Origin of the sequence: Candidatus Rubrimentiphilum sp. (assembly GCA_035710515.1) — a bacterium.
In the GTDB taxonomy this organism is placed as follows: Bacteria; Vulcanimicrobiota; Vulcanimicrobiia; order Vulcanimicrobiales; family Vulcanimicrobiaceae; genus Rubrimentiphilum.
This window is the reverse complement of record DASTDE010000003.1, coordinates 50,588-76,548: the sequence shown is the minus strand read 5'-3', so window position 1 is coordinate 76,548 and position 25,961 is coordinate 50,588. Positions and strand designations below refer to the sequence as shown.

Annotated in this window: 27 protein-coding genes; 20 read left to right on the top strand and 7 right to left on the bottom strand. The window is 62.2% G+C overall.

Translation table 11 applies throughout. The features are described 5' to 3' along the window. The first annotated feature begins 69 nt into the window (after positions 1-69). From ftsY to VFO29_07575, 15 genes are all read left to right on the top strand, one after another. Positions 70-987 carry a signal recognition particle-docking protein FtsY gene (gene ftsY, locus VFO29_07645; GenBank protein ID HET9393373.1) on the top strand — a complete coding sequence of 306 codons (918 nt, stop codon included), beginning with the start codon at positions 70-72 and terminating at the stop codon, positions 985-987. A gap of 75 nt (positions 988-1,062) precedes the next feature. After that, entirely contained in the window at positions 1,063-2,106 is a 1,044-nt protein-coding gene (gene recA / locus VFO29_07640; GenBank protein ID HET9393372.1) for a recombinase RecA, read from the top strand. Beyond that, entirely contained in the window at positions 2,106-2,567 is a 462-nt protein-coding gene (locus tag VFO29_07635) for a regulatory protein RecX (protein HET9393371.1), read from the top strand. Before recA ends, VFO29_07635 begins: the two co-directional genes overlap by 1 nt. Positions 2,568-2,587: 20 nt before the next feature. After that, the gene (locus VFO29_07630; GenBank protein ID HET9393370.1) at positions 2,588-3,277 is read left to right on the top strand and encodes a response regulator transcription factor; all 690 of its coding nucleotides are present in this window, start codon (positions 2,588-2,590) and stop codon (positions 3,275-3,277) included. Next, complete coding sequence (locus VFO29_07625; protein HET9393369.1) at positions 3,246-4,349, top strand: HAMP domain-containing sensor histidine kinase; 1,104 nt, start codon at positions 3,246-3,248, stop codon at positions 4,347-4,349. Before VFO29_07630 ends, VFO29_07625 begins: the two co-directional genes overlap by 32 nt. A 10-nt stretch (positions 4,350-4,359) precedes the next feature. Further along, positions 4,360-4,692, top strand: coding sequence for a hypothetical protein (locus VFO29_07620; GenBank protein ID HET9393368.1), 333 nt, complete (start codon positions 4,360-4,362; stop codon positions 4,690-4,692). Next, positions 4,689-5,201, top strand: coding sequence for a hypoxanthine phosphoribosyltransferase (gene hpt, locus VFO29_07615; GenBank protein ID HET9393367.1), 513 nt, complete (start codon positions 4,689-4,691; stop codon positions 5,199-5,201). The genes VFO29_07620 and hpt overlap by 4 nt, the downstream gene beginning before the upstream one ends. Positions 5,202-5,253: 52 nt before the next feature. Further along, positions 5,254-6,510: a glycoside hydrolase family 125 protein gene (locus tag VFO29_07610; GenBank protein ID HET9393366.1), complete on the top strand. Its 1,257-nt coding sequence runs from the start codon at positions 5,254-5,256 to the stop codon at positions 6,508-6,510. Beyond that, positions 6,501-7,646 (top strand): adenylosuccinate synthetase, encoded by a 1,146-nt coding sequence (locus VFO29_07605; GenBank protein HET9393365.1) that lies wholly within the window; start codon positions 6,501-6,503, stop codon positions 7,644-7,646. The genes VFO29_07610 and VFO29_07605 overlap by 10 nt, the downstream gene beginning before the upstream one ends. Continuing rightward, positions 7,643-8,029, top strand: coding sequence for a flagellar FliJ family protein (locus VFO29_07600; protein HET9393364.1), 387 nt, complete (start codon positions 7,643-7,645; stop codon positions 8,027-8,029). Before VFO29_07605 ends, VFO29_07600 begins: the two co-directional genes overlap by 4 nt. Next, positions 8,029-9,399 (top strand): anthranilate synthase component I family protein, encoded by a 1,371-nt coding sequence (locus tag VFO29_07595; GenBank protein ID HET9393363.1) that lies wholly within the window; start codon positions 8,029-8,031, stop codon positions 9,397-9,399. Before VFO29_07600 ends, VFO29_07595 begins: the two co-directional genes overlap by 1 nt. An 84-nt stretch (positions 9,400-9,483) precedes the next feature. Continuing rightward, positions 9,484-10,053, top strand: a complete 570-nt coding sequence (locus tag VFO29_07590; protein HET9393362.1) for an aminodeoxychorismate/anthranilate synthase component II — start codon at positions 9,484-9,486, stop codon at positions 10,051-10,053. A 5-nt stretch (positions 10,054-10,058) separates the two neighbouring features. After that, positions 10,059-10,868 carry a methyltransferase domain-containing protein gene (locus VFO29_07585; GenBank protein HET9393361.1) on the top strand — a complete coding sequence of 270 codons (810 nt, stop codon included), beginning with the start codon at positions 10,059-10,061 and terminating at the stop codon, positions 10,866-10,868. 171 nt (positions 10,869-11,039) lie between these two features. Then, complete coding sequence (aroF, locus tag VFO29_07580; protein HET9393360.1) at positions 11,040-11,867, top strand: 3-deoxy-7-phosphoheptulonate synthase; 828 nt, start codon at positions 11,040-11,042, stop codon at positions 11,865-11,867. Between the two features lie 47 nt (positions 11,868-11,914). After that, a complete protein-coding gene (locus VFO29_07575) occupies positions 11,915-12,175 on the top strand; it encodes a flagellar biosynthetic protein FliO (GenBank protein HET9393359.1) in 261 nt (86 codons plus the stop codon). On the opposite strand, the gene VFO29_07570 is transcribed toward VFO29_07575, so the two are convergent. Then, positions 12,172-13,194 carry a hypothetical protein gene (locus tag VFO29_07570; GenBank protein ID HET9393358.1) on the bottom strand — a complete coding sequence of 341 codons (1,023 nt, stop codon included), beginning with the start codon at positions 13,192-13,194 and terminating at the stop codon, positions 12,172-12,174. The genes VFO29_07575 and VFO29_07570 overlap by 4 nt on opposite strands. A gap of 150 nt (positions 13,195-13,344) precedes the next feature. Between VFO29_07570 and VFO29_07565 the strand changes: the two genes are divergently transcribed. From VFO29_07565 to VFO29_07545, 5 genes are all read left to right on the top strand, one after another. Beyond that, positions 13,345-13,728, top strand: coding sequence for a BlaI/MecI/CopY family transcriptional regulator (locus VFO29_07565; protein HET9393357.1), 384 nt, complete (start codon positions 13,345-13,347; stop codon positions 13,726-13,728). Then, positions 13,728-15,872 (top strand): pentapeptide repeat-containing protein, encoded by a 2,145-nt coding sequence (locus VFO29_07560; GenBank protein HET9393356.1) that lies wholly within the window; start codon positions 13,728-13,730, stop codon positions 15,870-15,872. Before VFO29_07565 ends, VFO29_07560 begins: the two co-directional genes overlap by 1 nt. Positions 15,873-15,944: 72 nt before the next feature. Continuing rightward, complete coding sequence (locus VFO29_07555; protein ID HET9393355.1) at positions 15,945-16,769, top strand: pentapeptide repeat-containing protein; 825 nt, start codon at positions 15,945-15,947, stop codon at positions 16,767-16,769. Beyond that, positions 16,769-18,838 carry a DUF5916 domain-containing protein gene (locus tag VFO29_07550; protein ID HET9393354.1) on the top strand — a complete coding sequence of 690 codons (2,070 nt, stop codon included), beginning with the start codon at positions 16,769-16,771 and terminating at the stop codon, positions 18,836-18,838. Before VFO29_07555 ends, VFO29_07550 begins: the two co-directional genes overlap by 1 nt. Positions 18,839-18,864: 26 nt before the next feature. After that, positions 18,865-19,638 (top strand): hypothetical protein, encoded by a 774-nt coding sequence (locus VFO29_07545; GenBank protein ID HET9393353.1) that lies wholly within the window; start codon positions 18,865-18,867, stop codon positions 19,636-19,638. Here the strand turns inward: VFO29_07545 and VFO29_07540 are convergent. From VFO29_07540 to VFO29_07515, 6 genes are read right to left on the bottom strand one after another with little or no spacing between them, the layout of a single operon-like run. Beyond that, positions 19,635-21,215 carry a hydantoinase B/oxoprolinase family protein gene (locus VFO29_07540; protein HET9393352.1) on the bottom strand — a complete coding sequence of 527 codons (1,581 nt, stop codon included), beginning with the start codon at positions 21,213-21,215 and terminating at the stop codon, positions 19,635-19,637. The genes VFO29_07545 and VFO29_07540 overlap by 4 nt on opposite strands. After that, the gene (locus tag VFO29_07535; protein ID HET9393351.1) at positions 21,212-22,042 is read right to left on the bottom strand and encodes a CHAD domain-containing protein; all 831 of its coding nucleotides are present in this window, start codon (positions 22,040-22,042) and stop codon (positions 21,212-21,214) included. The genes VFO29_07540 and VFO29_07535 overlap by 4 nt, the downstream gene beginning before the upstream one ends. After that, positions 22,035-24,179, bottom strand: a complete 2,145-nt coding sequence (locus tag VFO29_07530; GenBank protein ID HET9393350.1) for a hydantoinase/oxoprolinase family protein — start codon at positions 24,177-24,179, stop codon at positions 22,035-22,037. The genes VFO29_07535 and VFO29_07530 overlap by 8 nt, the downstream gene beginning before the upstream one ends. A gap of 51 nt (positions 24,180-24,230) precedes the next feature. Beyond that, positions 24,231-24,815: a hypothetical protein gene (locus VFO29_07525; GenBank protein HET9393349.1), complete on the bottom strand. Its 585-nt coding sequence runs from the start codon at positions 24,813-24,815 to the stop codon at positions 24,231-24,233. A gap of 12 nt (positions 24,816-24,827) precedes the next feature. Next, positions 24,828-25,439, bottom strand: a complete 612-nt coding sequence (locus tag VFO29_07520) for a hypothetical protein (protein ID HET9393348.1) — start codon at positions 25,437-25,439, stop codon at positions 24,828-24,830. Positions 25,440-25,446: 7 nt separating this feature from the next. Next, positions 25,447-25,818 (bottom strand): hypothetical protein, encoded by a 372-nt coding sequence (locus VFO29_07515; GenBank protein ID HET9393347.1) that lies wholly within the window; start codon positions 25,816-25,818, stop codon positions 25,447-25,449. Positions 25,819-25,961: the final 143 nt, after the last annotated feature.

Below are 25,961 nucleotides of genomic sequence, written 5' to 3'. Positions count from 1 at the left end.
TGTGCGCCCGCGACGAGGGGATGTTCAATCGAACAGGAGTTCGATTAGGGGCGTGGAAGCCTTGATTCCGTGAGTTGGCTAACCAAGCTCCGGGCCTCGTTCGGGATGGCGAGGGAGGCACTAGCGGGGGTCGAGGAACTCGGCCGGGCCCGCAAGCCGATTACCCCCGAACTCTGGGACGAGCTCGAGGAGCTTTTGCTTCTGGCCGATTTCGGCGTGCCCACGACCGAAAAGATCGTCGGCGGCTTAAAGACCGTCGCCAAACAAGAACTGTGGAGCACCAGCGACCAGATCGTGGCGCGTTTTCGAAAGGACGTCGAGCGCTTTCTGACGCTTCCCAACGCCGAACTCGACCTGCGCGAGAAGCCGTCGGTGATTTTGGTTGTGGGGGTCAACGGCAGCGGCAAGACGACGACGACCGGCAAGCTCGCGGCGCGGCTGCGCGGTGAAGGCAAGAACGTGTTGCTTATTGCGGCCGACACGTTTCGCGCCGCGGCGGCGGAGCAGCTGGAGATTTGGGCGCAGCTCTCGGGCGCATCGTTCGTGCGCGGCAAAGAAGGCGCGGATCCGTCCTCGGTGCTTTTCGACGGACTGCAGGCTGCGGGCGCGCGCGGTGCGGACGTCGTGATCGTGGACACGGCCGGCCGTCTGCAGACCAAGACCAATCTTATGGAAGAGTTAAAGAAGATGCGCCGCGTGATCGAACGCGAGCTGGGCCATGCGCCCTCGGAGACGCTATTGGTCCTTGACGGGACGACCGGCCAGAACGCTATCTCGCAAGCGAAGCTGTTTCACGAAGCAACGGCGCTAACCGGCGTCGTCGTGACGAAACTCGACTCGACCTCGAAGGGTGGCGTGCTGGTGGCCATCGTCGACACGCTAGAGGTACCGATCAAGCTCGTTGGCCTGGGCGAGAGTGTCGAGGACCTGCGGCCCTTCGTTCCTTCGGAATTTATTGGTGCACTTTTTGAGGAAGCGACTTTTTGAGTGCCACCCCCTTGGCACTTGCACCCTATATCGTGATTATATAAACGTAATAGACGCTAAAGGTTAGGAGAGAACATGGCAGCGCAATCGGACGAACGGCAGACCGCCCTGAACAACGCCCTGGCGCAGATCGAGCGGCAGTTCGGCAAAGGCTCGATCATGCGGATGGGCGAGTTCAGCGAACGGATGGCCTTCGAAGTGGTTCCTACGGGCTCGATCGCGATCGATCTCGCGCTCGGCGTCGGCGGATTTCCGCGCGGACGTATCGTGGAAATCTACGGGCCGGAAGGCAGCGGAAAGACGACGCTCGCGCTGCACGCCATTGCCGAAGCGCAAAAAGGCGGCGGCACGGCGGCCTTTATCGATGTGGAACACGCGCTGGACCCGACGTACGCGGCGGCGCTGGGAGTCGATCTGGACAACCTGCTCGTCTCACAGCCGGACACGGGAGAGCAGGCGCTCGACATCGCCGAGATGCTCGTGCGAAGCAACGCAGTCGACGTCATCGTGGTGGACTCGGTGGCAGCGCTCGTCACCAAAGCCGAGCTCGAAGGCGACATGGGCGACACGCACGTCGGCCTGCAGGCGCGGCTCATGTCGCAGGCCCTGCGGAAACTTACCGCTGCCATTTCACGCAGCAAATCCGTGATGATCTTCATCAATCAGCTGCGCGAAAAGATCGGCGTAATGTTCGGCAGCCCTGAAACCACGTCGGGCGGACGCGCGCTCAAGTTCTACGCTTCGATTCGCCTGGACGTGCGCAAACTGGAGCAGATCAAAGTCGGGCAGGAAGTCGTCGGCACGCGCACGCGCGTCAAAGTCGTCAAGAACAAAGTCGCGCCGCCGTTCCGTCAGGCCGAGTTCGACATCACCTACGGCCGCGGCATCAGCAAGATGGGCTCGATTTTGGACATCGCGCTGGAGCGCAACATCGTCGGCAAGAGCGGCTCGTGGTACACGTACGGTGAGGAGCGCATCGGCCAAGGCCGCGAGAATGCCAAGACGTATCTGGAAGAGCACACGGATCTCGCCGACGCCATCGCCGGCAAGATCCGCGAAGAACTCAGCGGGACGGTCTCGCGCAACGGCACCGCAACGGCAGTTATCGCCGAAGATTAATGAAGGCGTACGTGACGGCGTTGCGCATGCTGGCGCTGCGCCGGCTCACCGAAGCGCAGCTCTGGCAGAAGCTGGAGCGCAAGAGCTATACCGACGACGATATTCGCGAGGCTGTTGAGCGCTGCAAGCGCGACGGCTACATTGACGACAAACTCTTCGCGCATCTCTACGTGGAGCGCAAACACAAGGCGGTCGGCGACGCGCGCCTGGTCGGAGAGCTCGTGCGCAAGGGCATCGATCGCGATGCGGCTTACGCGGCCGTGCAGTTGAGTTCCGTAGATGAAGCCGGGCGGTTGAGCCTGGCCCTCACCAAACTCTTTCGCGCGAAGGCGGAGCTCAGTTATCCGTCAGCTGCCAGGGCCTTGGAGCGCTTGGGCTTTCCCGCGCCGCTGATCTATCGGAAGCTGCGCGAACATGCGGCCGAATTCGGACCCTTCGCCGAGGTGGCACAGGCTTCGTAGCGCCGGGCACTTTCCGGAGCATGCCGGCGTTGCGCGTGCTTATCGCCGAAGACGACGCCAGCATTCGCGACCTGCTGGCGCATCATTTACAGCGCGAGGGCCTCAATGTCTACGTCGCCGCCGACGGAAACATGGCGTTGCGCGTGGCGCGGAACTGGGCCGACCTGCTGATCCTGGATGTCGGCCTGCCGGCAATCGACGGCTTCGAAGTGGCCCGAACGCTCCGCCGCGAGAAGCGCGAGCTGCCGATCATCATGCTGACCGCGCGAGCGGATGAAATCGATCGCATCGTAGGCTTGGAATTGGGCGCGGATGATTATGTAACCAAACCGTTTTCGCCGCGAGAAGTTATCGCGCGCGTAAAAGCTATCGCCCGCCGCATCGGCAAGGCGTACGAGGAACATCCGCCGGTCTTGAAGTTCGGCCGGCTTGAAATCGACGAAGCGGCACGCGAAGTGCGCGTCGACGGCGCGGACGCGGGGCTCAAGCCGCGCGAGTTCTCGCTCTTGCTGGAACTCGCGGCCAATGCCGGCGTAGCGCTTTCGCGCCAGATGCTGGTCGAAAAAGTGTGGGGCTTCGACTATGAGGGCGACGAGCGGACGGTAGACGTGCACGTCCGCCGCGTGCGACGCAGGCTCGAGGACGAACGCAAGTTGTCCGGCGTGTTGCAAACCGTGCATGGTTTCGGCTATAAATTCGCTCTCCGATAACACGCAGCTGCCGCTGCTGGTCTTGCGTCTGCCCGAATTGGAGCAGGTCGCATGGCGCGAGGGCAAACGCGCCGCCCGCCGCATCGAGCGGCGCGCCGCGCTCGCGTTTCGCGCGGCAGCGTCACGCGTTTTGCGGGCGGGCGACCGGTGTTTGCACGAATCCGGCCGCGACGTCTTTGCGATTGTGGTCGCCGCGCCGTCTCGCGGCGCGACCCGTCCGGCAGCGGCAAACTGCCGCGCGATCCTCGGACGCATCGCATCCGAAATGGCGGAGCAGACGGGCTTGGAGGTTGAAACCGGCTGGGCGCTGATCGCGCCTTCGGCCAAGGTGCCGTTTCGGCAGGAGATACAGAGCGCGCTCGCGCGAGGTGCGCGCGAGCGTGAGCGGTACGAATTCTTCGCCGCAATCGGGCACGAGCTGCGAACGCCGCTCGCGTCGATCCGCGGGTACCTCGAAACCCTCATCGACGGCGAGCTGGACTCGCCGACTTCGGCGCGTTTCTTGCAGACGGCTCAACGCGAAGCCGTGCGCATGGGCCGCATGATCGACGGAATGTTTGAATTCTCGCTGCTCGATCTTTCGGCCGCCGACTTTGGAACGCGCGGCTGCGACGCCGCCGAACAGATCGCGCTGGCGGCCGAGATCGTCGCTCCGCTCGCCGGGTCTCGCGGCATGACCGTCAGGCTCGACGCGCCCGGACCGGCGCCCGCGTCCATCGATTCCGACGCCTGTTTGCAACTGGTGATCAACTTGCTCGAAAATGCTACGAAGTACGGAAACGATGACGGCACGATCGGCATTACACTGCGCTCCGATAAGGAATACGTCAGAATTACGGTGGACGACGACGGGCCCGGGGTGAGTGCGCCTGAGCGCGGAGCCGTCTTTGCGCTGCGCGTGCGCGGCAAAGCGAGTGGCGCCCGGCATGGCGCGGGGATCGGCCTTGCAATCGTCAAGCTCATCGCCGAGCGGGCTGGTGGGAGCGCCGCCGTCAGCGACTCGCCGCTGGGCGGAGCTCGGTTCGAAGTGCTCCTGCCTGCCAAGGCGGAGTTTTTCACAGGGCCGTCGTAGATGTAAGTCCGTGGCAACGTCTGTCGCCCGGTTCGCGCATCGCAGCGAAGAAGAATTCGCCGGCCTCCTCGACTTCTATCAGGTCAATTGGAAATACGAACCATGTGCATTTCCGATCAGTTGGGACTCGCGTGGCTTCGTGAGCGAGTGGTTCACGCCCGATTTTTATCTCCCGGAGTACGACCTGTTCGTCGAAATGACGGTCGTCAGCCCGCGCTTGCTGACACGCAAGAATCGTAAGGTCAGATTGTTACGCCAAGCCTTTCCGGACATTCAGATAAAATTGTTCACGCGCCGCGACATCGAGCGCGTGTTTTCGAATCGGATGGCACGCGCGTCGTGATCGCGGACCAACTCTTCGACGAAGCCGCCATCGCGGCGCGGGTGCGCGAACTCGGCGCCGCCATCTCGAAAGACTATGCCGGACTCAATCCGATGATCGTCGGCGTTCTCACCGCCTCAGCGGTCTTCTTAGCCGATCTGACGCGCGCGATAGAGATCCCGTGCGAATTTGACGTGATCGCGCTGACACGCTATCAGGACGCGGAAGGTTTGAGTTTCGTCAAAGATACCTCGGCGTCGGTTGAGGGGCGGCACGTAATTCTGGTTGAGGACACGATCGACACCGGCCTAACCTTGCAATATGTGTCGCGTACGCTGCGCGCGCGCCAGCCGGCTTCACTGGAGATCTGCACGCTGCTGGACCGCCCGCACCGCCGCATCGCCGGACTCGACGTGAAGTATCGCGGCTTCGAGATCCCGGACGTTTTTGTCGTCGGATACGGCCTGGACTACCAAGGCCGCTACCGGGAACTGCCCGCGTTGTACTCGCACGGAAGCTGGCCGCGCTAGCGCTGTCGTGACGGGCTCCATACATCGCCGGATTTCGACATTTTGCGGCCTCTTGGCCATCGCGCTCGTCGCGGTCGCGCCGGCCTCAGGATTGGAGATCCAATCGATTGTCCGGGCGGCCGCGCAATACCAAAATTCCAACGCCCATTTGCAAACGATGTTCCGCACCGCGTTGCTCGATACGACCAAGTTGGCCGAGTTCGCGCCCGACGGAACGGCCTACGTGAAGACCGGCGACATTCCGGCCGAGTGGTTGCGAGATGCCAGCGCGCAAGTGCGTCCGTACCTTTATTATGCAAAGAGCGACCCCGCGGTGCGCGAGCTTCTGCGCGCCATCATCGCACGCGAAGCAAAATACGTGCAGGTCGATCCGTACGCGAACGCGTTCACGCTCGATTATCGCGTGTGGGAAGAGAAGTACGAGCTCGACTCGCTGGCCTACCCGGTAACGCTCGCCTGGAGCTACTGGCACGTCACCGGCGACGCCTCGATCTTCACCGACGACGAGAGCAAAGCGTTCGATGCGATCCTCGCAACGATGCAGCGCGAGCAAAACCACGGCAATTCGCATTACACCCATAGAGAGCTGCCGAACGACGGAAAGGGCCGCCCAACCGGTTACACGGGAATGATCTGGACCGGGTTCCGGCCATCGGACGACGCGAGCTACTACAACTACTTGATTCCATCCGAGATGTTCGCGGTCGTGGCGCTCGGCGACATGGCGCAGATCGAGCGGCAAGTCTATCACAACGCAGCCAAGGCTGACCAGGCCAAGACGTTGCGCGATCAGGTCGAGCACGGCATTCAAACGTACGGCTTGGTGCCGGTCAAGAAATATGGAAAAATCTACGCCTATGAAGTGGATGGGCTCGGGCACGCGATTCTTACCGACGACGCGAACGTTCCGAGCTTGCTTTCAGCCCCGTACATCGGATACACGAGCGTCACCAATCCGAATTATTTGAATACGCGTGCATTCTTGCTCTCGCAAGACAATCCGTCGTATTACACGGGCAACATCGCGCGCGGCATCGGCAGCTATCATACCCCGGATCATTGGGTGTGGCCGCTGGCTTTGGTGATGGAAGGGCTGACGGCCAGCGGGCAAACGGAAAAACAGGACGTGCTCAACCAAGTGCTCGCGAGCGATCCCGGCGATCACCTCTTGCACGAGTCCTTCGATCCGAACGATCCGAAACGCTATACGCGCGCTGATTTCGGCTGGCCCAACGCGCTTTTCAGCGAGTACGTCATGACGTCGTTCGGCGGCGTGCCGCTCATTCCGATGGGTGACGCATCGACGTAATCGTCGGCCTCCAGTGGGGCGATGAGGGAAAGGGCCGGATCGTCGATTACTATGCGCGCGATTACGACGTCGTGGCGCGATTCGGCGGCGGCGACAACGCGGGGCACACGATCCGCGTCGGCGACACCAAACTAGCGCTGCGGATCGTTCCTTCGGGCGTCCTCAACGAACGCTGCGAGCTCTTCATCGGGGGCGGGACCGTCGTGAGCCTCGATGGTTTGCGCGCGGAGCTCGATGCGCTGGCAGCGATCGGTGTGGACATTACGCGGATCAAGATCTCCGACCGCGCGCACGTCGTTTTCCCGCGTCACGCCGAGGCCGACCGGCTGGCGGAAGAAGCGCGGGGAAGCGCTGCGCTGGGTACCACCGGGCGCGGAATCGGTCCCGCTTACGTCGACAAAGTTGCCCGCAGCGGCGTGACGTTCGGCGCTCTCATGCGCTCCGGCGAACTTCCGCAGCCGTTACGCGCGCACGTTGTTGACGGCGTCGAGTACATCCACGGCGCGCTCGAGCGCGGTCAGCGAGTCCTGGCTGAAGGCGCGCAGGGCACGTTGTTGGACGTGGGCTACGGCAGCTATCCCTACGTCACCAGCTCGCATACCCTGGCGGGCGCAGCATGCATCGGTTTGGGCGTCGGGCCGAACGCGATTGAGAGCGTGCGCGGCGTCGTCAAAGCCTACGCCACGCGCGTCGGCGGCGGTCCGTTTCCATCGGAACTGCCCGACGAAAGTGCGGAGCGATTGCGCAGCGGCGGCGCGGAATTCGGCACGGTCACCGGGCGCCCGCGGCGCTGCGGATGGTTCGACGCCGTGGCAGCGCGATATGCCGCGCGCGTGAATGGACTGACCGGCGCGTGCATTACCAAGCTCGACGTGCTGAGCGGTTTCGAGCGCATCGGGATCGCGACCGCATATCGGCTGGGGAACAAGCCGGCGACGTTCGCGTCGGCGACGGATTCGAATCTGCAGGTTGACTTCGAGTACGTGGACGGTTGGCAAGACGATCTCTCCGAGGTGCGCCGCATCGCGGATCTGCCGGCTGCCGCGGGCGCCTACGTAAAGCGTATCGAGGAGGCTTTGGGCGCCCCGATCGAGTGTGTCTCGGTCGGCCCGGAACGTTCGCAACTCGCAGTTTGAGCTTTACGTTTCCGCTGGAAGCGTTGCTCGCACAGCGGCGCGCCGTCGAGAACGCAAAGCGGCAGATCCTCGCACGAGCGCAGGGGCGCCTGGATGAAATTCAAGTCCGGCTCAACCGGCTCGAATCAGATTTTTCCGCGCGCGTGAACGCCTGGGATCCGGATAGTGCCGCGACCATCGCCGAGCTTGAAAGAAGCATCGCCGAACTTCGAGCCGTCGCGCGGCGATATTCCGATGAAGCAGATGCGGCGAGAGCCGCGCTTCTGCCCGCCATGCGCGATCGCAAGGCGCTTGAGCTGCTGAAGAAGCGGCGCCTCGCCGAATTTGCCGCCCGCCAGGCCCGCAAGGAAGAACGCGAACTCGACGAAGCCAATCAAGCCTGATGCCCACCCTCGCCTCGCGCAGCCGTACGATCGCGGCCGACACCCTGACGCCGATCGGCGCGCTCGCAGCTTTGGCCGCGCCCGGGGCGGCGTGCCTCTTAGAGAGCGTTGAAAGCGGCGGACGAATCTCGCGTTATTCGTTCTTGGGCGTGGATTATCTCGACGCGCGCAGCTTTGTGGACGACGGCAACATGCTCGCGAACATCCGGTCGTTCGTAAACGAGCATCGCAAGAATATCGACGATCCCGACGGCCGCGGCGGCGCACTGGTGGCATTTTCCTACGACGCGGCGCGTTCGTTCGCGCGTCTGCCGGCGAGGGGCGACGCCGATCCGCCCATGCCCGCGGCATACGTTGCGCTGCCGGCGACGTGGCTTATCTTCGATCACTTCAGCGACGAACTGACGATCTGGACGTGCGGATCCGACGCGAGCGAACTGGACGCGAAGATCGACTCTTACATCGAACGGCTCTTAACCGCGCGTCCCGCTCTGCCGGCCGGCGTGCGCGGATCCGAACCGGTACGCTGCTCGATGGATCGTTCGCAGTTCCTCGATCGCGCCCGTGAAGTCAAAGAAAATATCACGGACGGCGAGGTCTATCAACTGCAGCTCGGGATCCGGTTTACGGCGCCGCTGCAGGGTTCGGCATTCGATCTCTATCGCGCGATCCGGTCGCGCAACCCGTCGCCGTACATGTTTTACGTGGATGCTCCGTTCGGTCAACTGCTCGGAGCCTCGCCGGAATTTCTCGTGCGCCTCGAGGGACGCAAAGCGCGCATCCGGCCGCTGGCGGGCACGCGGCCCCGCGGCGTGGACGAGTCCGCGGATCTTGCGATCGCCGCCGAATTGCTTTCAAATGAAAAGGAGCGGGCGGAGCACGTGATGCTCGTCGATTTGGGACGGAACGATCTGGGCGCGGTCTGCGAGTTCGGATCGGTCAAAGTCGTCGAACTGCTGCAGCTGGAGCGTTACAGCCACGTGATGCACATCGTATCGGACGTCACGGGCACCTTGCGCCCGGAGTGCGACGCGCTCGATCTCTTCGCCGCGGGCTTTCCCGCCGGCACCGTCACCGGAACGCCGAAGATCCGCGCGATGCAGCTGATCGACCAGCTCGAACCGGTCGCGCGCGGCTTTTATGCCGGCAGCGTGGGCCGCTGGGCGCACGGCGGCGACTTTGATTCGTGTATTACGCTGCGCAGCATGCACGTGCAGGGCGGAAACGCGCACTGGCAGGCCTCTGCCGGCATCGTTGCCGACAGCGATCCCGAAGCCGAATACGACGAGATCATGAGCAAAACGGAGATCGCACGCGTCATATTGAGCGTGTCAAAGCGCGACGCGGAGGTCGCCAATGTGTCATCCTGAGCGTAGCGTTTCGCCTTCAGCGAAATGCCTTGTCATCCTGAGTTCGTCGAAGGGCGAAGGGCCCCTGAGCGGAGTCGAAGTGTAATGAAAATACTGTTCATCGATAACTTCGATTCGTTCACGTACAACGTCGTGCACCTGTTGGCCGAGCAAGGCGCGATGCCCGAGGTCGTGCACAACGACGATCCGCGCTTGAACGCCAAACTGCTGGAGGGTTACGACGCGCTGGTCATCGGGCCGGGACCTGGAAATCCCAGCCAAACGCCGCAGATCGTGCAGCTCGTGCGCGATGCGGCGAAACGGAAGATGCCGGTGTTCGGCGTGTGTCTCGGCCTGCAAGCCATCGGCGAAGCTTTTGGCGCGAAGGTTACCCACGCACCCGAACCGATGCACGGCAAAGTCTCGGCTATTACGCATCGCGGCGGCACGCTTTTCGAGGGTCTCGCCTCACCGCTGCACGCCACGCGTTATCACTCGCTCTGCCTCGATCCGGGTTCGCTGCCGGACGAGCTGGAGGTCTGCGCCCGCAGCTCCGACGGCGTCGTCCAAGCGATCGCGCACCGGACGCTTCCCATCACGGCCGTGCAATTCCATCCCGAATCCGTGCTCAGCGAGAACGGCGCCCGCATCGTTCGCAACGCCCTGGGACTGTAACGCCGGTGGCCGGCGCCTACGTCCACGGCTACGAGCCGGGAGAAAACCTCCGGCTGCAAGATCAAGCCGCAACGCTCGTCGAGCTGCTGCACGCGGATACGTTTTATCCGGAAGGAAGCAGCGTCTTGGAAGCCGGCTGCGGCGTCGGCGCACAAACGATTCCGCTGGCAAAGCATAGTCCGAAGGCGTTGATAACCTCCATTGACTTGTCGCAAACATCGATCGCGGAAGCGAAGGAGGCCGTTGCGGCGGCGGGCGTCGGGAACGTAACCTTTCGGCAGGCGGATATTCTTGATTTGCCGTTTTCTGCCGAGTCGTTCGATCACGTCTTCGTTTGCTTCGTTCTCGAACACTTGGCGAAGCCGGCGGAGGCGCTGAGGGGGCTGAAACGCGTCTTGAAGCCCGGAGGAACGATCACCGCGATCGAAGGCGATCATGGTTCCGCATACTTTCATCCGGATAGCGAGTACGCGCGCGACGCAATCCGGTGCCTTGTCGAGCTGCAATCCCGTGCGGGCGGAAATGCGCTGATCGGCAGGGCGCTCTATCCTCTGTTGACGGAAGCCAGCTTTGACGACGTGCGCGTTTCTCCGCGGATGGTCTACGTTGACGGCAGCAAACCCGGCCTGATCGAAGGGTTCACGAGAAAGACGATGATCGCGGGCGCCCGGCAATCCGCGCTGCGAGCGGGGCTTATCACCGAGGCCGATTTCGACCGGGGCATAGCCCATCTGAACCGGACTGCCGAAGCCGATGGTGCCTTCTGCTACACGTTCTTTAAGGGGACTGCTCGAAAATTGACAGCGGCGGTCTAGCCATGCTAGACTCCCCCTCACATGAAGGTCTCGTCTTCGCGCTATTCCTACTGGTGGTATCGCCGCACGAATGTGCCGGTGAGTTGAGCGCGCTGTAACGAAGATCGAATCAAACTTCGAAGGCCGCCCTTACCGGGCGGCCTTTTTTGTTTTCTATAGAGGCGGAAGAACGTGTACAAACTAGCGAAAAAAGAGGGAGCGGGCGCGACGGTCGTCCGAGTCGGCGCCGCCAGTTTCGGCGACGGCGGCTTCACGATGATCGCGGGACCATGCGCCATCGAGAGCCGCGCGCAGATCGAACTGACGGCAAAATTCGTCACCGCTCACGGCGCGGCCATGGTTCGCGGCGGGGCCTATAAGCCGCGCACGTCGCCGTACGCGTTTCAGGGTCTGGGCGAAGAAGGCGTAAAGCTCATCTCCGCTGCGTGCCAGCTGGCCGGCGTGCCGGCCGTGGTGGAAGCGCTCGCGGAAGCGCAACTGCTGGTGCTGGAGTGGTACGTAGACATGATTCAGATCGGCGCGCGGAACATGCAGAACTTTACGCTGCTGCAAGCCGCGGCGCGCACCGGCAAACCGATTCTGCTCAAACGCGCGCCTTTCGCGACCCTCGATGAAGTGCTTTATGCCGCTGAGTACATCTTGCTCGAGGGTAATCCGAACGTCGTCCTCTGCGAACGCGGCGTGCGCGGCTTCGATCCGCAGACGCGCAATCTCTTCGATCTGGGCGGCGCGCTGCGCTTGAAAGAACTCACGCACCTGCCGGTGATCGCCGATCCGAGCCACGCGACGGGGCGCGTCAGCCTCATCGAGCCGCTCGTTTTGGCCGCGGCTGCCGCCGGGCTCGACGGCGCGATCGTCGAGGTGCATCCCGAACCGCCGACGGCGCTGTCGGATGCCGAACAGGCGCTTGATTTTGAAACGTTCGCGCGACTTATGCGCAATCTGCAGGCGATGCGCGGGAACCTCGTGGCGAAACCGCGGCTCGCGGCCTGCAAGTGATGGCCTAGGTCGCGCGCTTTCGGGCTCCCTAGTGATGGGGGAGGCCGATGGGATTCATCCTGCACTACGTTCTTGCGCTGGCGGCGGTGGCGCTGATGCTCGTAGGATTGCAGGCGAGTGCGCGCGCCTACGTTCGACGGCGCTCACGCGGTAGTGTCGCGAACCGGATCGTCACCATCATCGAATCGACGCCGCTCACGCAGCAAGCCGCGCTTCACGTCATTCACGTCGAAGCGCGCCGCTTTTTGATCGGAGTCTCTCCGAACGGCGTAGTGCTGTTGGCGGTTTTGCGGGAGCCTGAAGACTAGAAGTAAACGAACCGCGCGACTTTGTTGGCCGCGGATTCTGTAAAATACATCTCCGAGTCCGCGCCGAGCGACATGAACGTGGGCTGCGAGCTGGCGGTCGGGATCGCGAACTCAGACGTGCCGAACGAGATGCCGGAGATCTGCCCGACTTTGTTCTGCGCCGGATCGGTGAAGTACAAGTTGAAATCCGCGCCGTTCGCCAGGCCGAATGCCGACGTGGCCGGCGAGAGCGAATGCTCGGTGATGACGCCGGCGGGGGTGATCTGTCCGAGCTTTCCGACGTTGTTCTCCGTGAAGCACAGCGTTTGGCCGTCGGGGCAGACGACGATTTGCACGGGGCCCGCGTTGGCGGTGGGCGTGACGCGCGGCGTACCAAAGGTCAAAGCCGTCGTATCGAAGCGCACGATCGCCGAGGCGTTTGTTTCAACGATCCACACGCCGCCGTCGCTATAGCCGACCAGACCGGCGAGTCCCGCATTTGCAGTCGGAACGGCAAACTCGCTGATGTTGCCGTTCAGGTCGATGCGGCCGAGTTTGTTCGCAGTCGTTTCGCTAAACCAGAGCGCGCCATCCGGGCCGCGCGCAATATAGGTAGGTCCGGCGTTGGCCGTCGGCAGCGGGTATTCGGCGAATGTCGTGTCGGTTAAGAGCGTGCCGATTTGGCTCGCATTTCTTTCGGTGAACCAGATGCTTCCGTCGCCCGTCGCTACTACATCGAAGGGGGCCGCACCATGTGTCGGCACGCTGTATTCGGTAAACGCGCCGCCCGTGGTCATCTTGGTAATGTTGTTGCCGTTGGTTTCCGCGAAGTAGAGGAAGCCGTTAAAACCGATCGTGATGCCGTTCGGCTGGCTGTTCGCGGTGGGAACGGTGAACTCGCCCGTGACGTGCGGCACGACCGGCGGGGACGTCGGCAAAGGACCGCTGCCGATCACGCCGCCTTTGGAGCAGGCGCTCAAAACGAGCAGGGTCAGGACCGCCGGGACTACCCCGGCCGGACGGAAGAACGGTCGCCGCATGAACTCTCCTTGGATGGGGTAACGAATCGGCGCTATTCGTCCTCTCACAGAATGAGGCCCGCCACCCTTGGTTGTATATTAATTCCATAGTTGACAACCGGCTCCGGACCCTTTATAGTCTATTAAAGAATTAATACTACGGAGGTACACGTGGCTCGCAAGAAATCCCCCACTCTCACAGAGGCCGAACTTCGCTTAATGGAGGTTCTGTGGGACAAGCGCCACGCGACGGTCGCCGAAGTCACCGAGGCGCTCCCTCCGCCGCCAATTGCGTACAATACTGTTCTCACGACCATGCGTATCCTGGAACAAAAAGGCTATGTCAGCCATAAAGAAGAGGGGCGGGCGTACCTGTATACGCCGCTCGTCGACCGCGAAGAAGCCGCGCAGTCTGCCGTGGGCTTGCTGCTCAACCGCTTCTTTGGAAATAAGTCGGCGGAACTGGCGCTGCGGCTGATCGAAAGCGAGCGTCCGACCGAGGTGGAATTGCAGCGGCTCAAGTCACTCATCGAACAGTACGAGGATCGCGGGTAATGCAAGCGTTAATGGTTGTCGTCGCCACGCTGTTCAACAGCCTGTGGGTGGGTGCGCTGCTGGCGCTGGCAACGTGGGCGCTCTTGAATTACCTCCCCAACATCAATGCCACCACCCGGTATGCGGCGTGGTGCATCGCGCTGGCCGCCTCGCTGCTCGTGCCCTTGGCGACCGCGTTTCCGCAGATAAGCCTTCAAAGGGCGCCGGCGCAACAGCAGTCCGCAAGCTCGGCCGTCACTGCGCCGCATCTGCAAAAGACGCCGGCGCATAAGGTTACCGCCCTCGCACAAAAATCCAACGGTGTCGTTGCGCAACCGGCCGCGCCGCCGGCGCTGCGCTTGCCCTCGCGCGCGCATTTCGCGCTGCCGGCTCCGGTGGCCGTCACGATCTTCTCGGCCTGGGTAGCCATCGCGCTCTTCCTTTTAATACGGTTGGCGGTCAGTCTGTACCGGCTCGAGGCGCTCAAGCGCGACGCGTTGCCGCTCTCCCTCGACTACCGCGAGCACCTCGCGCGTTGGACGCGGGCTGAAAAAGGCGGCCGCGACGTGCGTCTCTGTGTCTCCGGACACATCGAGGTGCCGGTGGCGGTTGGACTCTTCGATTCGATGGTCCTGATTCCAAAGCACCTGTTGGACCGGCTCTCCGAAAAAGAGATCGATCAGATCACGCTGCACGAGCTCGCGCACTTGCGCCGGGCCGACGACTGGACGAACGGTTTCCAGCGCGTCATCCAAGCGATCTTTTTCTTCAACCCGGCGATTCTCTTCATGGCGCAGCAGCTCGATCTCGAACGCGAAGTGGCGTGCGACGATTGGGTGCTGCATGAAACCGGCGACGTCCGCCCGTATGCAACGTGTTTGACGCGCATGGCCGAAGTGACGGCCTGGCCGCATCGTGCGCTGGCAGCGCCGGGCGTCTTTGTAACGCGCCGCGGACTTTCAATCCGCGTGGAGCGTTTGCTGCGCGCGGGACGCAACGTCCGGACAAGCGTTTCCTTCGGACCGGCCGGCGCGGTGGCCGCGGCACTCATCGTATTGTTCTTCATCGCTCAAAACGTGGCGCCGTCGTTCGCCTTCACGCTGCCTTCAACTACCGCGCCGTCGCCCGCAACGCGCGTGACGCACGGGACGGCCGCTGCCGCCCAAGCGAAGCTGCAACCCGCGACCAAGGAGAAGGTCGTCTATCTTCCCGGCAAGGACACGGTTCGCACGATCGTGGCCGAAGCGCCCACGCCCGTTCCAAAGCAGAAGACGACGCCGGGTACCAAAACAACGACAACGACGAGCGTCAAGACGAGAACCGTGCGCCGGCGCGTGTGGGTGGACAACTCATTCAAGGACATCGACGTGAATGTGCCTGACGTGCATGTGAACGTGCCTGCAGTGCATGTGAACGTGCCGGCAGTGGACGTCAACGTTCCGGCAACAACGGTGCGCGTTCCCGCCGTCCACGTCCAGGTGCCGGCGGTGAACGTCAACGTTCCCGGTTACTCGTACAAATACAAAGTTCCGGTAGGGTACGTGAACCGCTTGAAGCGGCTTGACGGCCTCAATAACAACGGGAGTTGCACCGGCTGCGATTTCAGCAGCGTGAAGTGGGCCGGGCGCAATCTCTCGCACGTCGCGCTCGTCGGCTCCGACTTTTCGAATGCGGATCTGCACGGCGCCAACTTCTCGTACGCAAACCTGACCGGCGTAGACTTCAAAAACGCGAATTTGCGCGACGTGAACTTCTCGAATGCAAACCTGCAAGGCTGCGACATGCGATCGGCCGACTTGACGGGGGCGATTTTCACCGGTGCGCATATCAATGGCTGCGACATTAGCGTTGCGAACTTGGCTCCGGCACAAGCTCGCGCGATTCTGACGGGCTGCGAAGGCTGCGATTTCAAGAACGCCAACCTGCGCGGTCAAGACTTGCGGGGCATAGCCGTGACGGGAGACGATTTTGCATACGCCGACTTGCGGGGCGCCGACATGCGGAATTCGTCCTTTAACGGCGTGGACTTCAGACATGCACGATTCGATGGCGCCCGTCTCGACGGGGCATCGTTCAACGGTTGCGATTTTAGCGGAGTCGATCTGCGCAACGTGGACTTGAGCCACACGCAGATCGTCGGAAGCAAAATCGACATCATGCGGTAGCGGCGCACAACTCGGGACCGACAACGCCTGCCGGGGGTAGGCCTGGTTTCTTGCGGCCTTCTTGGAGGAGACATGACCACACGATTGTCACAAGTGTTGCTCGCGGCGGCGATTATGGCTGCAGCTAGCGTATTCGCGCCGGGCGCTGCAAGCGCACAGCTCGGAATACCACGTTCGTGCGTCGGTTGCGACCTTCGCAACGCCGACTTGCACGGCCGCGACCTGCGGAACGTCGCCTGGGTTGGCGTAGACTTGGCGGGCGCAAACCTGCGAAATGCCAATTTCTCAGGCGCAAAGCTGGCCGGTGTGAGCTTCCGGGGCGCGGACTTGCGCGGCGCCGATCTGCGCGATGCAAAAATAGCGGGCTGCGACCTGCGCGACGCGCAGCTCGACGGCGCCAAGCTGGACGGCGTGAAACTGGCGGGTGTCAACCTGTCGGGTTCATTCTTGAACGGCTTGGCCGATACGCAGGTGCGCGCGCTGCTTTCAACGTGCGCGGGCTGCAACGTCAGCAACGTGGATCTGCATGGCAAGAACTTGGACAACATCAACACCGCCGGCAGCAACTTCTCCGGTTCCAATCTGAGCGGTGCGAGTCTTCGGGGCGCATCGCTTATGGCCGACAATTTCAGCGATGCGAACCTGAGCAACACCGATTTTAGCGGCGCAAAGCTCTGCGGGCACGAGACCAACTGGGACGACGGAACCGTAACGATTCTAGACAAGCTGTTCTGCACGAACTTTCGCGGCGCCGACTTGCGCGGCGCCGACCTTCGCGGCGCTCAGCTGTGCGATCCGAGCGATCGTTCGGGCGTTCGAGAGATCTGCAAACCACTGGACGCCGCCACCCTACGTGACATCGGCCATGCGAACTTGGGCGGAGCGAAAGGACCGTAATGATGAGACACCTCATGTTGGCGGCTGTCCTGGCCGCGTTAACGATCGGCTCGGCAAGAGCGATAGAGCCCGCCCCCGCGGCGGATCTGCTGACCGTGCCCACGGTCACGACCGCGCCCGCCATGGACGGAACGCTGAGCGACCCGTTGTGGCAGAAAGCGGCCACTGCCAGCCTCGCCTATGACGTGAACTTTCACCAGCCGGCGAAGCAGCCGGTGACGGCGTACATTTTGACGGACGGCAGCTTTCTCTACGTCGCGTTCGACGTGAAGACGTCGGCGCCGATCAGCGCGCAAGAACACACGAACGGCGTCGGCATGGACGTGGACGACGAAGTGCAAGTGGACTTGTGGCCGGGCGGCGACCAGGGCTTCATGTACAAGTTCACCTCGACCCCGATCGGCACGCATTATCAGTTTTCAACCGAAAACAACTCGTACGAACCCAATTGGATCTCCGCCGGTAAAATGAATGCGGCCGGGTTCACGGTTACGATGAAGATTCCGCTGGCCGGAATGCGCGGCGCCGGCAAAGTCTGGCTCGTGCAGTTCATCCGCCTGTCGCCGGCAACGCGTGAAGCTTTGGTGTGGCGCGGAACCGCCAGCGATACCAATTTCAACGACGTCACGTTCGCCGGCCGGTTGACTGGGATTCCGACAGTCGGAAGCTCGCGCCCCAAGAGTCGCATTGCACTGTACGGGTTGGGCTCATTGGCCTCGCGTTCGATCGGCGGCACCACGTCGCGCATGGGCGCGGACCTGTCGATTCCGCTCGACTCGAGCACGACGTTCGTGGCGACGCTGCATCCCGATTACTCGAACGTCGAGAAAGATCAACAGAGTATTTCGCCGACCGCGTTCAGGCGGTTCTTCAGCGAAGTCCGTCCTTTCTTTACGCAGGGAGCGAATTTCTACAACCCATTCTCTTGCACGGGATGCCCGGGAATCCAGGAACTCTATACGCCGGCCATTCCGACGCCGCGCGACGGGTACGCGATTGAAGGCAAAGAGGGACGGTTCAACTTTGCCGGTTTCGATGCGGTCGGCGTGGGCCGCAACGACAGCGCGCAGTCGTTCTATTACAAAACTCCCAACCGGCGCGTGCAGATCGCGACGCAGCGCGTGGCGGTGAACATGCCGGGTTTCCGGGACATCACCACGACCGAAGGGATAACCTACAATAATCACTCCGATCTCTTCGCCTATTACAACTACGGCGAAGACCAGGGCACGAACGTTCTGGATACCAATGACAACAAGCGCTACGATTTCGGCGTCGGTTACGAGCCCCCGAACTTGTTCCTGGGATTCAGCATCCGGAAAATCGGCACGTACTACAATCCGTTTGACGGAATAGTCTCGCACCCCGGAATCGCCGGCTATAACGTCAACTTTTGGCATCAATGGAACTACACCGGCAAGGCGCCGCTCAAGTGGTTTCAAGTCTATGGCTCGATCGATCGGTATCATGGAACCAATGGCGCGCTCAATCAGACCGACAACAATCTCGGCTTCGACTTGCTGACAAAAAACTATATCGAACTCTGGGCGAATACGGGCTCGTCCTACCTGATGCTCGGTAACGGCGTCTTTGCGCCGATTACCATCAATTCGCGCGGCTTCGGCTGGCGCAGCACGACGGCATATCCGACCTTCATCGAATACGATTCCGGCAGATTCGGACCGGGACGGATCATCTCGTGGGGACGCAGCAGCGTCATCCGTGTGGGAAATCGCGCCTCGATCACGCTGCAGGCCAACGACACGCAGCAGCACCTCGATAACGGGCCGACGTACACGCAGTGGCTGGAACGCTTGAGCTACTCGTACCAAAGCGGTTTGAACGAGTCGTTTGCGGTCGGCGTCCGCCGGATCATCGGGTTCTCGCCGGTGCTCGACGCCGGACAAACGCCATCGTTTTCAAGCGGATGGAATTTGTCGTTCGCCTATCACAAACTCTTACTGCACAACGAGATCTACTTGGTGTACGGAGACGCGAGCGCATTCCAGACGTCGCCGCAACTCATCTTCAAGATGGTGCATTACTTCGGCGCGGATAAGGGGACGTAACGGCGCGAACGTGTAAGTAAGGGGGCATGTGGACGACGCTCGCGATGACGGTGGCCCTGGCCACTCCGGCACCGGCTGCTACGCCCCCCAAGACAATCATTCAAATACATGTTTCGCCGCTCTGCACAGGCTTGCGGCAGAACATCGGTCCGGCGATCGGCAAAGTCTTGCAAAACGACAAGACGATCGCCGACAGCCGTCCGCTGCTGCGCGGATATACGAAAGCCGTCGCGGCCGGCAGTATCTCGAAAGACTTGCAGATCTCACGGCTCGAGCGCTCGATAACGCCGCTGGTAAAGAACACCGCGGCGATTGAGAAATTGCTGAACGATCCGTTCATCTTTCCAAAAGTAGCGGTGACGGACGCCGACAGACAACTCTTGCAGATCCGCGCGAATCTCCAACAGGTCGTGGCGCAGCAGAAGGCGGCGCTGGACGTGTTGAGCGGATTCATCGACACCGAGCAACTCGGACAGCTGCAGCTCGCGGGCAAAGAATACCAAAATCTTACGGCCAGCCACGAAATGACGAACGTGCAGGGTTCCGCCGGCGCGCAAAACGCGCGACAGATCGCGCCGACGCCGCCGCCTTCGGGCATCCTGAACGCCGGCGTACAAAACACGCCGGGCCAGACGGCCGATCCGCGTCTTGCCGAGACGGGCAATTCCGTTGGCCACAACCCGCTGGACGTCTTCGACCAAGCCATCGCGCAGTATCAGGCGCAACTGCAAGTCAGCGAAGGACAAGCCGCCGATCTTGTGGTGAAAGCGCTACCGCTCTGCGGCGCGCACGTTCCCTAGCGCTGCTCGCCTAGTCCGCCGCCGCCGGGCGTCTGCACTTCCAGCGTTTCTCCGGGTGCAAAGTCAAAGGTCGTCTTGGCCGGCAGAGTGCTTTCCGCGCCATCGGTACCTTTGAGCCGGTGACGTCCCGGCTTTCCGTCCGATCCACCGAGCCTGCCGCGCGGCGCAACCGCGTGGCGTTCGGCCAAGAGCGAAACTTGCGCGCGGCCGCCCGTCAGCTGCAATGCGCGAATTAATCCGTCGCCGCCGCGAAAGCGGCCGGCGCCGCCGGTTTCTTCGGCGATTTCATAGCGCGTAACGCGCAGCGGATAATCTCGCTCGATGGCTTCGATCGGCGTGTTGAGCGTGTTGGTCATGTGGCACTGGATTGCGTCGATGCCGTCCAAACCGGGCCGCGCGCCCATGCCGCAGCCGTTGGTTTCATAGAAGGCCCACGTCGAGCCGTCTTCGCGTGTGCCGCCGATCATCACGTTGCTCATCGTGCCGCCGCTCTGCGCGGGTACGCGTTCCGGCGCGGCTTGGTAAAGCGCCGCTAAAACGACGTCCGCGTTGCGCGTGCTCGTCTCCACGTTTCCGCCGCCGACCGGCGCCGGACGGATGGGATTGAGCAGCGTTCCTTGCGGCACGTCCACAGTTACCGGGCGGAAGCAGCCTTCGTTCATCGGTATCGTCGGATCGGTGACCGCGCGCAACGCGTAGTACACGCCCGAGAGCGTGACGCCGAACACCGCGTTCATCGGGAACGGCAGCTGTGGCGCCGTTCCGGCGTAATCGAAATGCGCCGTTCCGTTTTGCAGCGTCAGCTGTAAGGCGATGAGGATCGAGGGTTTGCCGTCACGGTCCTCGAGCACATCTGCAACTTGAAACGTTCCGTCGCCGAGGCCACGCAGCGCCGCGCGCATGCGCACCTCACTTTGTTCGAGGATCTGCTCGATGGCGGCGTCGAGGGTTTCCCGGCCGTAGCGCTCGCACAGTTCGATGAAGCGCCGCTCGCCGGTATAGTTTCCGGCCGTCTGCGCGCGTAAGTCTCCGCTGCGCGCCTCGGGCGTTCGCGAGTTGGCGCGAAAGAGTGCGATCGTTGCCTCGACGTTGCGCTCGTCTTCAACCAGCCGCAGCGGCGGCACAACCAGCCCTTCGGCAAAAAGGTCGCGCGCGTCGGCCGACATTGAACCCGGCACCATGCCGCCGACGTCGGTGTGATGGGCTTTATTGGCAGCATAGCCCGCGAGCTTGCCGGATGAGAAGATTGGCCGGATAACGGTGACGTCGTTGAGATGCGTACCCGAGATATACGGATCGTTGACGACCCACATCTCGCCTTCGCGCATCGAGCCGTATTCGCGCTCGATCGTTTCCAGCGTGCGGCGCAGTCCCCAGGGAAGTGAACCCAAATGCACGGGAATGTGTTCGGCTTGCGCGATCAGGCGCGCGCGGCTGTCAAAGAGCGCGCAGGAATGATCCAGCCGTTCTTTGATGTTGGGCGAGTAGGCGCTGTTGCGCACGGCGATGCCCATCTCTTCGCTCGCGTAAATCAGCGAGCTCTTGATGACTTCAACCGTAATCGGATCGATTTTCATACGGCGGCAAATCCGGCGTAGCGGCTCAGCGTTTCGAGCGGCCCACCGTCCTTCATCATTGCTTGCCACATCCGGCGTGCGCTGTCTATCTGCTGTCGTCGTTCGCGCCGGCTCAGCTCGGCGATGGGCGTTGCGCTGCACTCGATTGCACGCCGGGTTAGGACGCTGGAGTCGTGTGCCGCTCCTAGCGTCTTGGCGAATGTATCGAGCGCACGATCCGTTTCCGACAGATGGAGCCGCTCGGCGCCCAAGCGCTGCAACGCATACCGCAGCCGTTTGGCGGTAAGCCGCAGGGCGTGCAGCGCCGTACCGTCCTCGCCGCGCAGCGCCGAAGACGCTGCAAGCAGCTCGGCAAAACGGATCCGCACGATAGTCCGGTTGGCTTCAGCGACGCTCATCGAGTCTGCCAGCGGTACCGCGCGTACCGTGCCGGCAACCGGTTCCTCAGGCTTAAAGCTCGCCGCCGGCTCGCGCAGTATTTTGCAAAACTTCTGCTTGCCGCGCTTGCGCCGGCGCCGCAACGACTTGCGCAGCGTCGCCGCCGGTAAGCCGAAATCGTTGAGCCGCTTGCATAAGACGTCGGCGTCACGAACTTTACCCGCGCGCCGGCGCAGGGCGTGCACGCGGGCTTGCAGCTTGCAGGCGTCAGCCGTGATCGTGCTCAAATCGGCCAGCGCCGCCTCGAGACGAGCCATCGATCGTCGCGCGCGGTGAACGCGCTTGGCCGAGCGCGGCTTACGGCGTACCGCGGCCAACTCGCCGTCCATATCGTGTATCAAAGCGGTGATGACGCCGTGAGCCCACCGGCGTAAGACTCCGTCATTCACCGCGGCGCTCCAAGTGCAGCGTAGTGCCGCGGACGCGCGCATTCCATTCCGGCGCCACAAAAACGCACGAATCATATTGCTCCACGATTGCCGGACCGTCGAAAGCTCGGCCACCGGTAAGCGAACTCCGCGAGTAAACGGGCACGGAAACAAAATCGCCGTTCACCCACATCGGCCGTTGCTCGGGCGCGGAGCGGCCATTACCCGGCGGCGCGGCGCTTGTGGGGAATCGCGGAAGCGTCTTGGTCGCAGTCACGCGCGCGTTCACCAGCTCGACCGGCTCGGTTTCGACCGAGTAGCCATAACGCCGCCGGTGTTCGTCGTGAAAGGCGCCGCTCGCATTATCGCCCGCGGCAATCGAGAGTTCGAAACTCTGACCCGGATATCTCGCGTCAAAGTGCCGCCGCATTGCAATCTCGCCGTCACGAGCGCCTTGCTCGCGAAGCGCGAGACCCGCTTCGCTTTCGAGCTCGGCGAAAAGTGCATCGAGCTCCCACGGTTCGACGCGATCCGCGAGTTGCAGCAGCGGCCGCACGTAGCCGGCCTGGAGCGGCGCTACCAGCAGCCCGTGTGCCGAGAAGACGCCGGGATTCTCAGGGATGATGATGCTCGATATTCCCAGTTCGGCGGCCAACGCGCAGGCGTGCAGCGGACCGTTTCCGCCAAAAGCGACCAAGGAAAACTCGCGCGGGTCGAGTCCGCGCTCGACCGTCACGATGCGCAAGACGCGCGCCATTTGCGAGTCGACGATGCGCACGATTCCAGCGGCTGTTTCCGGAGTTGAGAGGCCGATCTGCTCCGCGAGCGCCGCGATCGCGGCGTGCGACCGCTGCGCGTCGATAGGAAAGGTTCCGCCGACGAGTGCGGTTTGATTCAAGCGTCCGAGCACGACGTTGGCGTCGGTAACGGTAGCGTTATCACTGCGGCCGTAACAGGCCGGGCCGGGATCCGCACCCGCCGAGATCGGACCGACTCGCAGCGCGCGCGCTTCATCGATCCACGCGATCGTGCCGCCGCCCGCGCTGATTTCGGCCAGATCGACAAACGGAAACCGGACCGGATAACCGCTGCCTTTGACGGAGCGGCCGCTGTGTGTCGATCCCGCAGCTTCGAATTCGGCCGCCACGTGCACGACGCCGCCGGCGATCGTGCCCGCCTTGGCGCTCGTGCCGCCCATGTCAAAGGAAAGCACGCGTTCGATCTGCGCGCCGCGCGCGAGCTCGGCCGCCGCGATCACGCCGCTGGCGGGGCCGCTCTCGATGATCGCGGCCGGCATCCTGGCGATGCGATCGGCTGCGGCGATGCCGCCGTTGCTCTGCATGACGTAGAGCGGCGCTGAGATCCCGAGCTCTTTTAAAGCCTGCGCCAGCCGTTCGAGGTAGCCGTGCACGATCGGCATGAGCGCCGCGTTTACGACCGCCGTCGAGAAACGTTCGTACTCACGGTATTCCGGATCGATCTCGCTCGACAGCGTCACCGGTATGCCGGGCAGCGCGGCCGCGATCGCGGATCCGAGCATGCGTTCGTGCACGCTGTTTGCGTACGAGTGAAGAAGCCCGATCGCAATCGACTGAATGGGCCGCTCCGTGTCATCCTGAGGTATCCGGTTGTCATCCTGAGGTATCGAAGGGGCGCGAGCAGATGCGAGCGGCCCTGAGCGAATGCGAAGGGTTTCAATTACCCGATCGATTTCGCTTTGTTCGAGCGGCACGAGAACCTCGCCGCGATAATCGAGCCGCTCGTGAACGGGAATACGATCGTGGCGCGCGACCAGCGGTTTCGGTCGTGTGACGAAGAGATTGTAGACTTCGCTGCGGTTCTGCCGCCCGATTTCTATGACGTCGCGAAAACCTTCCGTCGTTAAGAACGCGACACGCGGCAATTCGAGGTGAATCTGTCCCAGCAGCGCGTTGGTGGCGATCGTCGTGGAATGCGCGAGATACTCAAGACTCGGCGGCTCAGGATAGCCTGCGAGCAGCAGCTGGAGTGCAGTGATGACGCCCTGTTCCGGCGCTCTCGGCGTCGAGGAGACTTTGAGCGATGTACGCTCGCCCGTGGCGACGTCCACCGCCACTAAGTCGGTAAACGTCCCGCCGACGTCGATGCCCACGCGCAACGTGGGAATGGAATGCTCCACGAGTGCGAAGCTCTCTACAGCGAAGCGTTCCCCCTGCCGCCGGCTATCGTTCTAGAAGTGGACCTGGAAGGTTCCGCTTCCTAAAACGACGTGCGCGGGCGGGATCGGCAGACGCCGGTATTTGTAGCGGGTCTCAAACGGAATGTTCGAACCCGGAAATGCCGCTTGGTACTCCGCTGGGCCATCCTCGTGCGTAACGTTATTCGGAATATTGGTTTGAGGGCCGATCGTACCGATGCGGAACAAAGCGTCAGAGACCCCCGTATCCGTGGACGGAGGCGGGTTTTCCAACCAGACGATGTATCGTCCGGGAGCCAATCCGGTACACTCGAATCCGGAGACACCGAAGCGCTTGGCCGGCACGTACGCGGCCTTGTGTGTGTAAGGCTGCATCCGCGGGTCATACGCGGGCGGATTGTCGTCGTTCAGTTTGCCGACATACCAGGTAACGTAAGGAATGTCCGGCGCGCAGAACGCCGTAGCACCCCAAGTCGGTATTGAGATCGCACTCGTGCCCGGCGCGTAGGCTTGTAGTGCAGCCATGTCGATGGGCGGCGGAGTTTGTGCAGCGCTCGCAGCAGTCGCGCACAGTAATGCAGCAAGGAATGCGCTGGAAACCAACCGTGCTATTTTCATAATGACCCTCCGTTAGGGTTTTTGAAAGTCGACTTGAACGGTCGCGCCCGGACCAACCACGATCTCTTGCGGCGCTTTGCGCCAGCGAAACGTTCCGCCGCTTCCCTGCGGAGCCGATCCGATATTCTGGTAGGCTATTTGCCGGCTCGCGCTGAGTGGCGAGATCTCGCCGTTTGTTTCAACGACCGGCGGCGCACCGTTCATATTCTGTGCGCTTGACGGAGCGGAGAAGCTCGGGTTTTGCGTGACCGTATAATCGAGCCAGACAAGATATCGTCCGGCGGCCAGCCCGGTGCATTGAAATGAATTGTGACCGAAGAACGGGCCCGAGTGAACCGTGCGCGTGTACGGCTTCAGGCGCGGATCGTACGTCACCGGCGCCGAGTTCGCAAGTTGGTTGAGATACCACGCAACGTAGGGGATATCCGGAGCGCACGTGACGTCAACCGACGTCTTATAAGATGAACCCTCGCCGTAGCCTACGCTGATCGTACCTGTGCCGGGTGCGTACGCTTGCAGCGCCGCCATGTCTACAGGCGGAGCCGGAGTTTGCGCCGCGCTCGCCGCGGTCACGCAAAGTAAAGTAGCCAGAAATACGCCCGAAACCAATCGCGTTATTTTCATATGACCCTCACAATTGGGTGAATGTGATGGTAACGGTTCCGCCGTCCACGACAACGTGCTGCGGCAAAGAAAACACTTGCGGCGGCTGGCCGGTTGACGATGAAGGCGTTAGGAACGGATCGGCCGGCGTGGCTGTTTCAAGCCAAACGATATATTTTCCAGGCGACAAATTCGTGCACGTGAACGTACCGTCCAGCGCGACTTGCGCGTTCCGCGTGTACGGCTGAAGCAGGTCGTTGTAGCGCGGATGGTTGCCAAGCTGGATCTCGTTGACAAACCACGCTACGTACGGGATGTCGGGCGCGCATAAGGCGCCGCCGTTGCGAAAGAAGGTTGCAGTTCCGGCGATCGCGCCGGGGCCGTGGGTGTATGCCTGCAAGGTTAATGCTTCGATGGGGGGAGGCGGGCTTTGAGGAGGCGCCGCCGTCGCCACGCTGAGGCAGCCTAAAGCAAGGACGAAAAATCCCGGAATCCAGCGCATCTTCATAGCAAAAGTATAACTCCTAAATCCCGGAAAAAGGC

Excerpts from the sequence above, each read along its gene's own strand:
- recA (HET9393372.1), top strand. The coding sequence starts at position 1,063 with ATGGCAGCGCAATCGGACGAACGGCAGACCGCCCTGAACAACGCCCTG.
- VFO29_07635 (HET9393371.1), top strand. The coding sequence starts at position 2,106 with ATGAAGGCGTACGTGACGGCGTTGCGCATGCTGGCGCTGCGCCGGCTC.
- VFO29_07630 (HET9393370.1), top strand. The coding sequence starts at position 2,588 with ATGCCGGCGTTGCGCGTGCTTATCGCCGAAGACGACGCCAGCATTCGC.
- VFO29_07625 (HET9393369.1), top strand. The coding sequence starts at position 3,246 with ATGGTTTCGGCTATAAATTCGCTCTCCGATAACACGCAGCTGCCGCTG.
- VFO29_07595 (HET9393363.1), top strand. The coding sequence starts at position 8,029 with ATGCCCACCCTCGCCTCGCGCAGCCGTACGATCGCGGCCGACACCCTG.
- VFO29_07590 (HET9393362.1), top strand. The coding sequence starts at position 9,484 with ATGAAAATACTGTTCATCGATAACTTCGATTCGTTCACGTACAACGTC.
- VFO29_07575 (HET9393359.1), top strand. The coding sequence starts at position 11,915 with ATGGGATTCATCCTGCACTACGTTCTTGCGCTGGCGGCGGTGGCGCTG.
- VFO29_07570 (HET9393358.1), bottom strand. The coding sequence starts at position 13,194 with ATGCGGCGACCGTTCTTCCGTCCGGCCGGGGTAGTCCCGGCGGTCCTG.
- VFO29_07560 (HET9393356.1), top strand. The coding sequence starts at position 13,728 with ATGCAAGCGTTAATGGTTGTCGTCGCCACGCTGTTCAACAGCCTGTGG.
- VFO29_07555 (HET9393355.1), top strand. The coding sequence starts at position 15,945 with ATGACCACACGATTGTCACAAGTGTTGCTCGCGGCGGCGATTATGGCT.
- VFO29_07550 (HET9393354.1), top strand. The coding sequence starts at position 16,769 with ATGATGAGACACCTCATGTTGGCGGCTGTCCTGGCCGCGTTAACGATC.
- VFO29_07545 (HET9393353.1), top strand. The coding sequence starts at position 18,865 with ATGTGGACGACGCTCGCGATGACGGTGGCCCTGGCCACTCCGGCACCG.
- VFO29_07540 (HET9393352.1), bottom strand. The coding sequence starts at position 21,215 with ATGAAAATCGATCCGATTACGGTTGAAGTCATCAAGAGCTCGCTGATT.
- VFO29_07525 (HET9393349.1), bottom strand. The coding sequence starts at position 24,815 with ATGAAAATAGCACGGTTGGTTTCCAGCGCATTCCTTGCTGCATTACTG.
- VFO29_07520 (HET9393348.1), bottom strand. The coding sequence starts at position 25,439 with ATGAAAATAACGCGATTGGTTTCGGGCGTATTTCTGGCTACTTTACTT.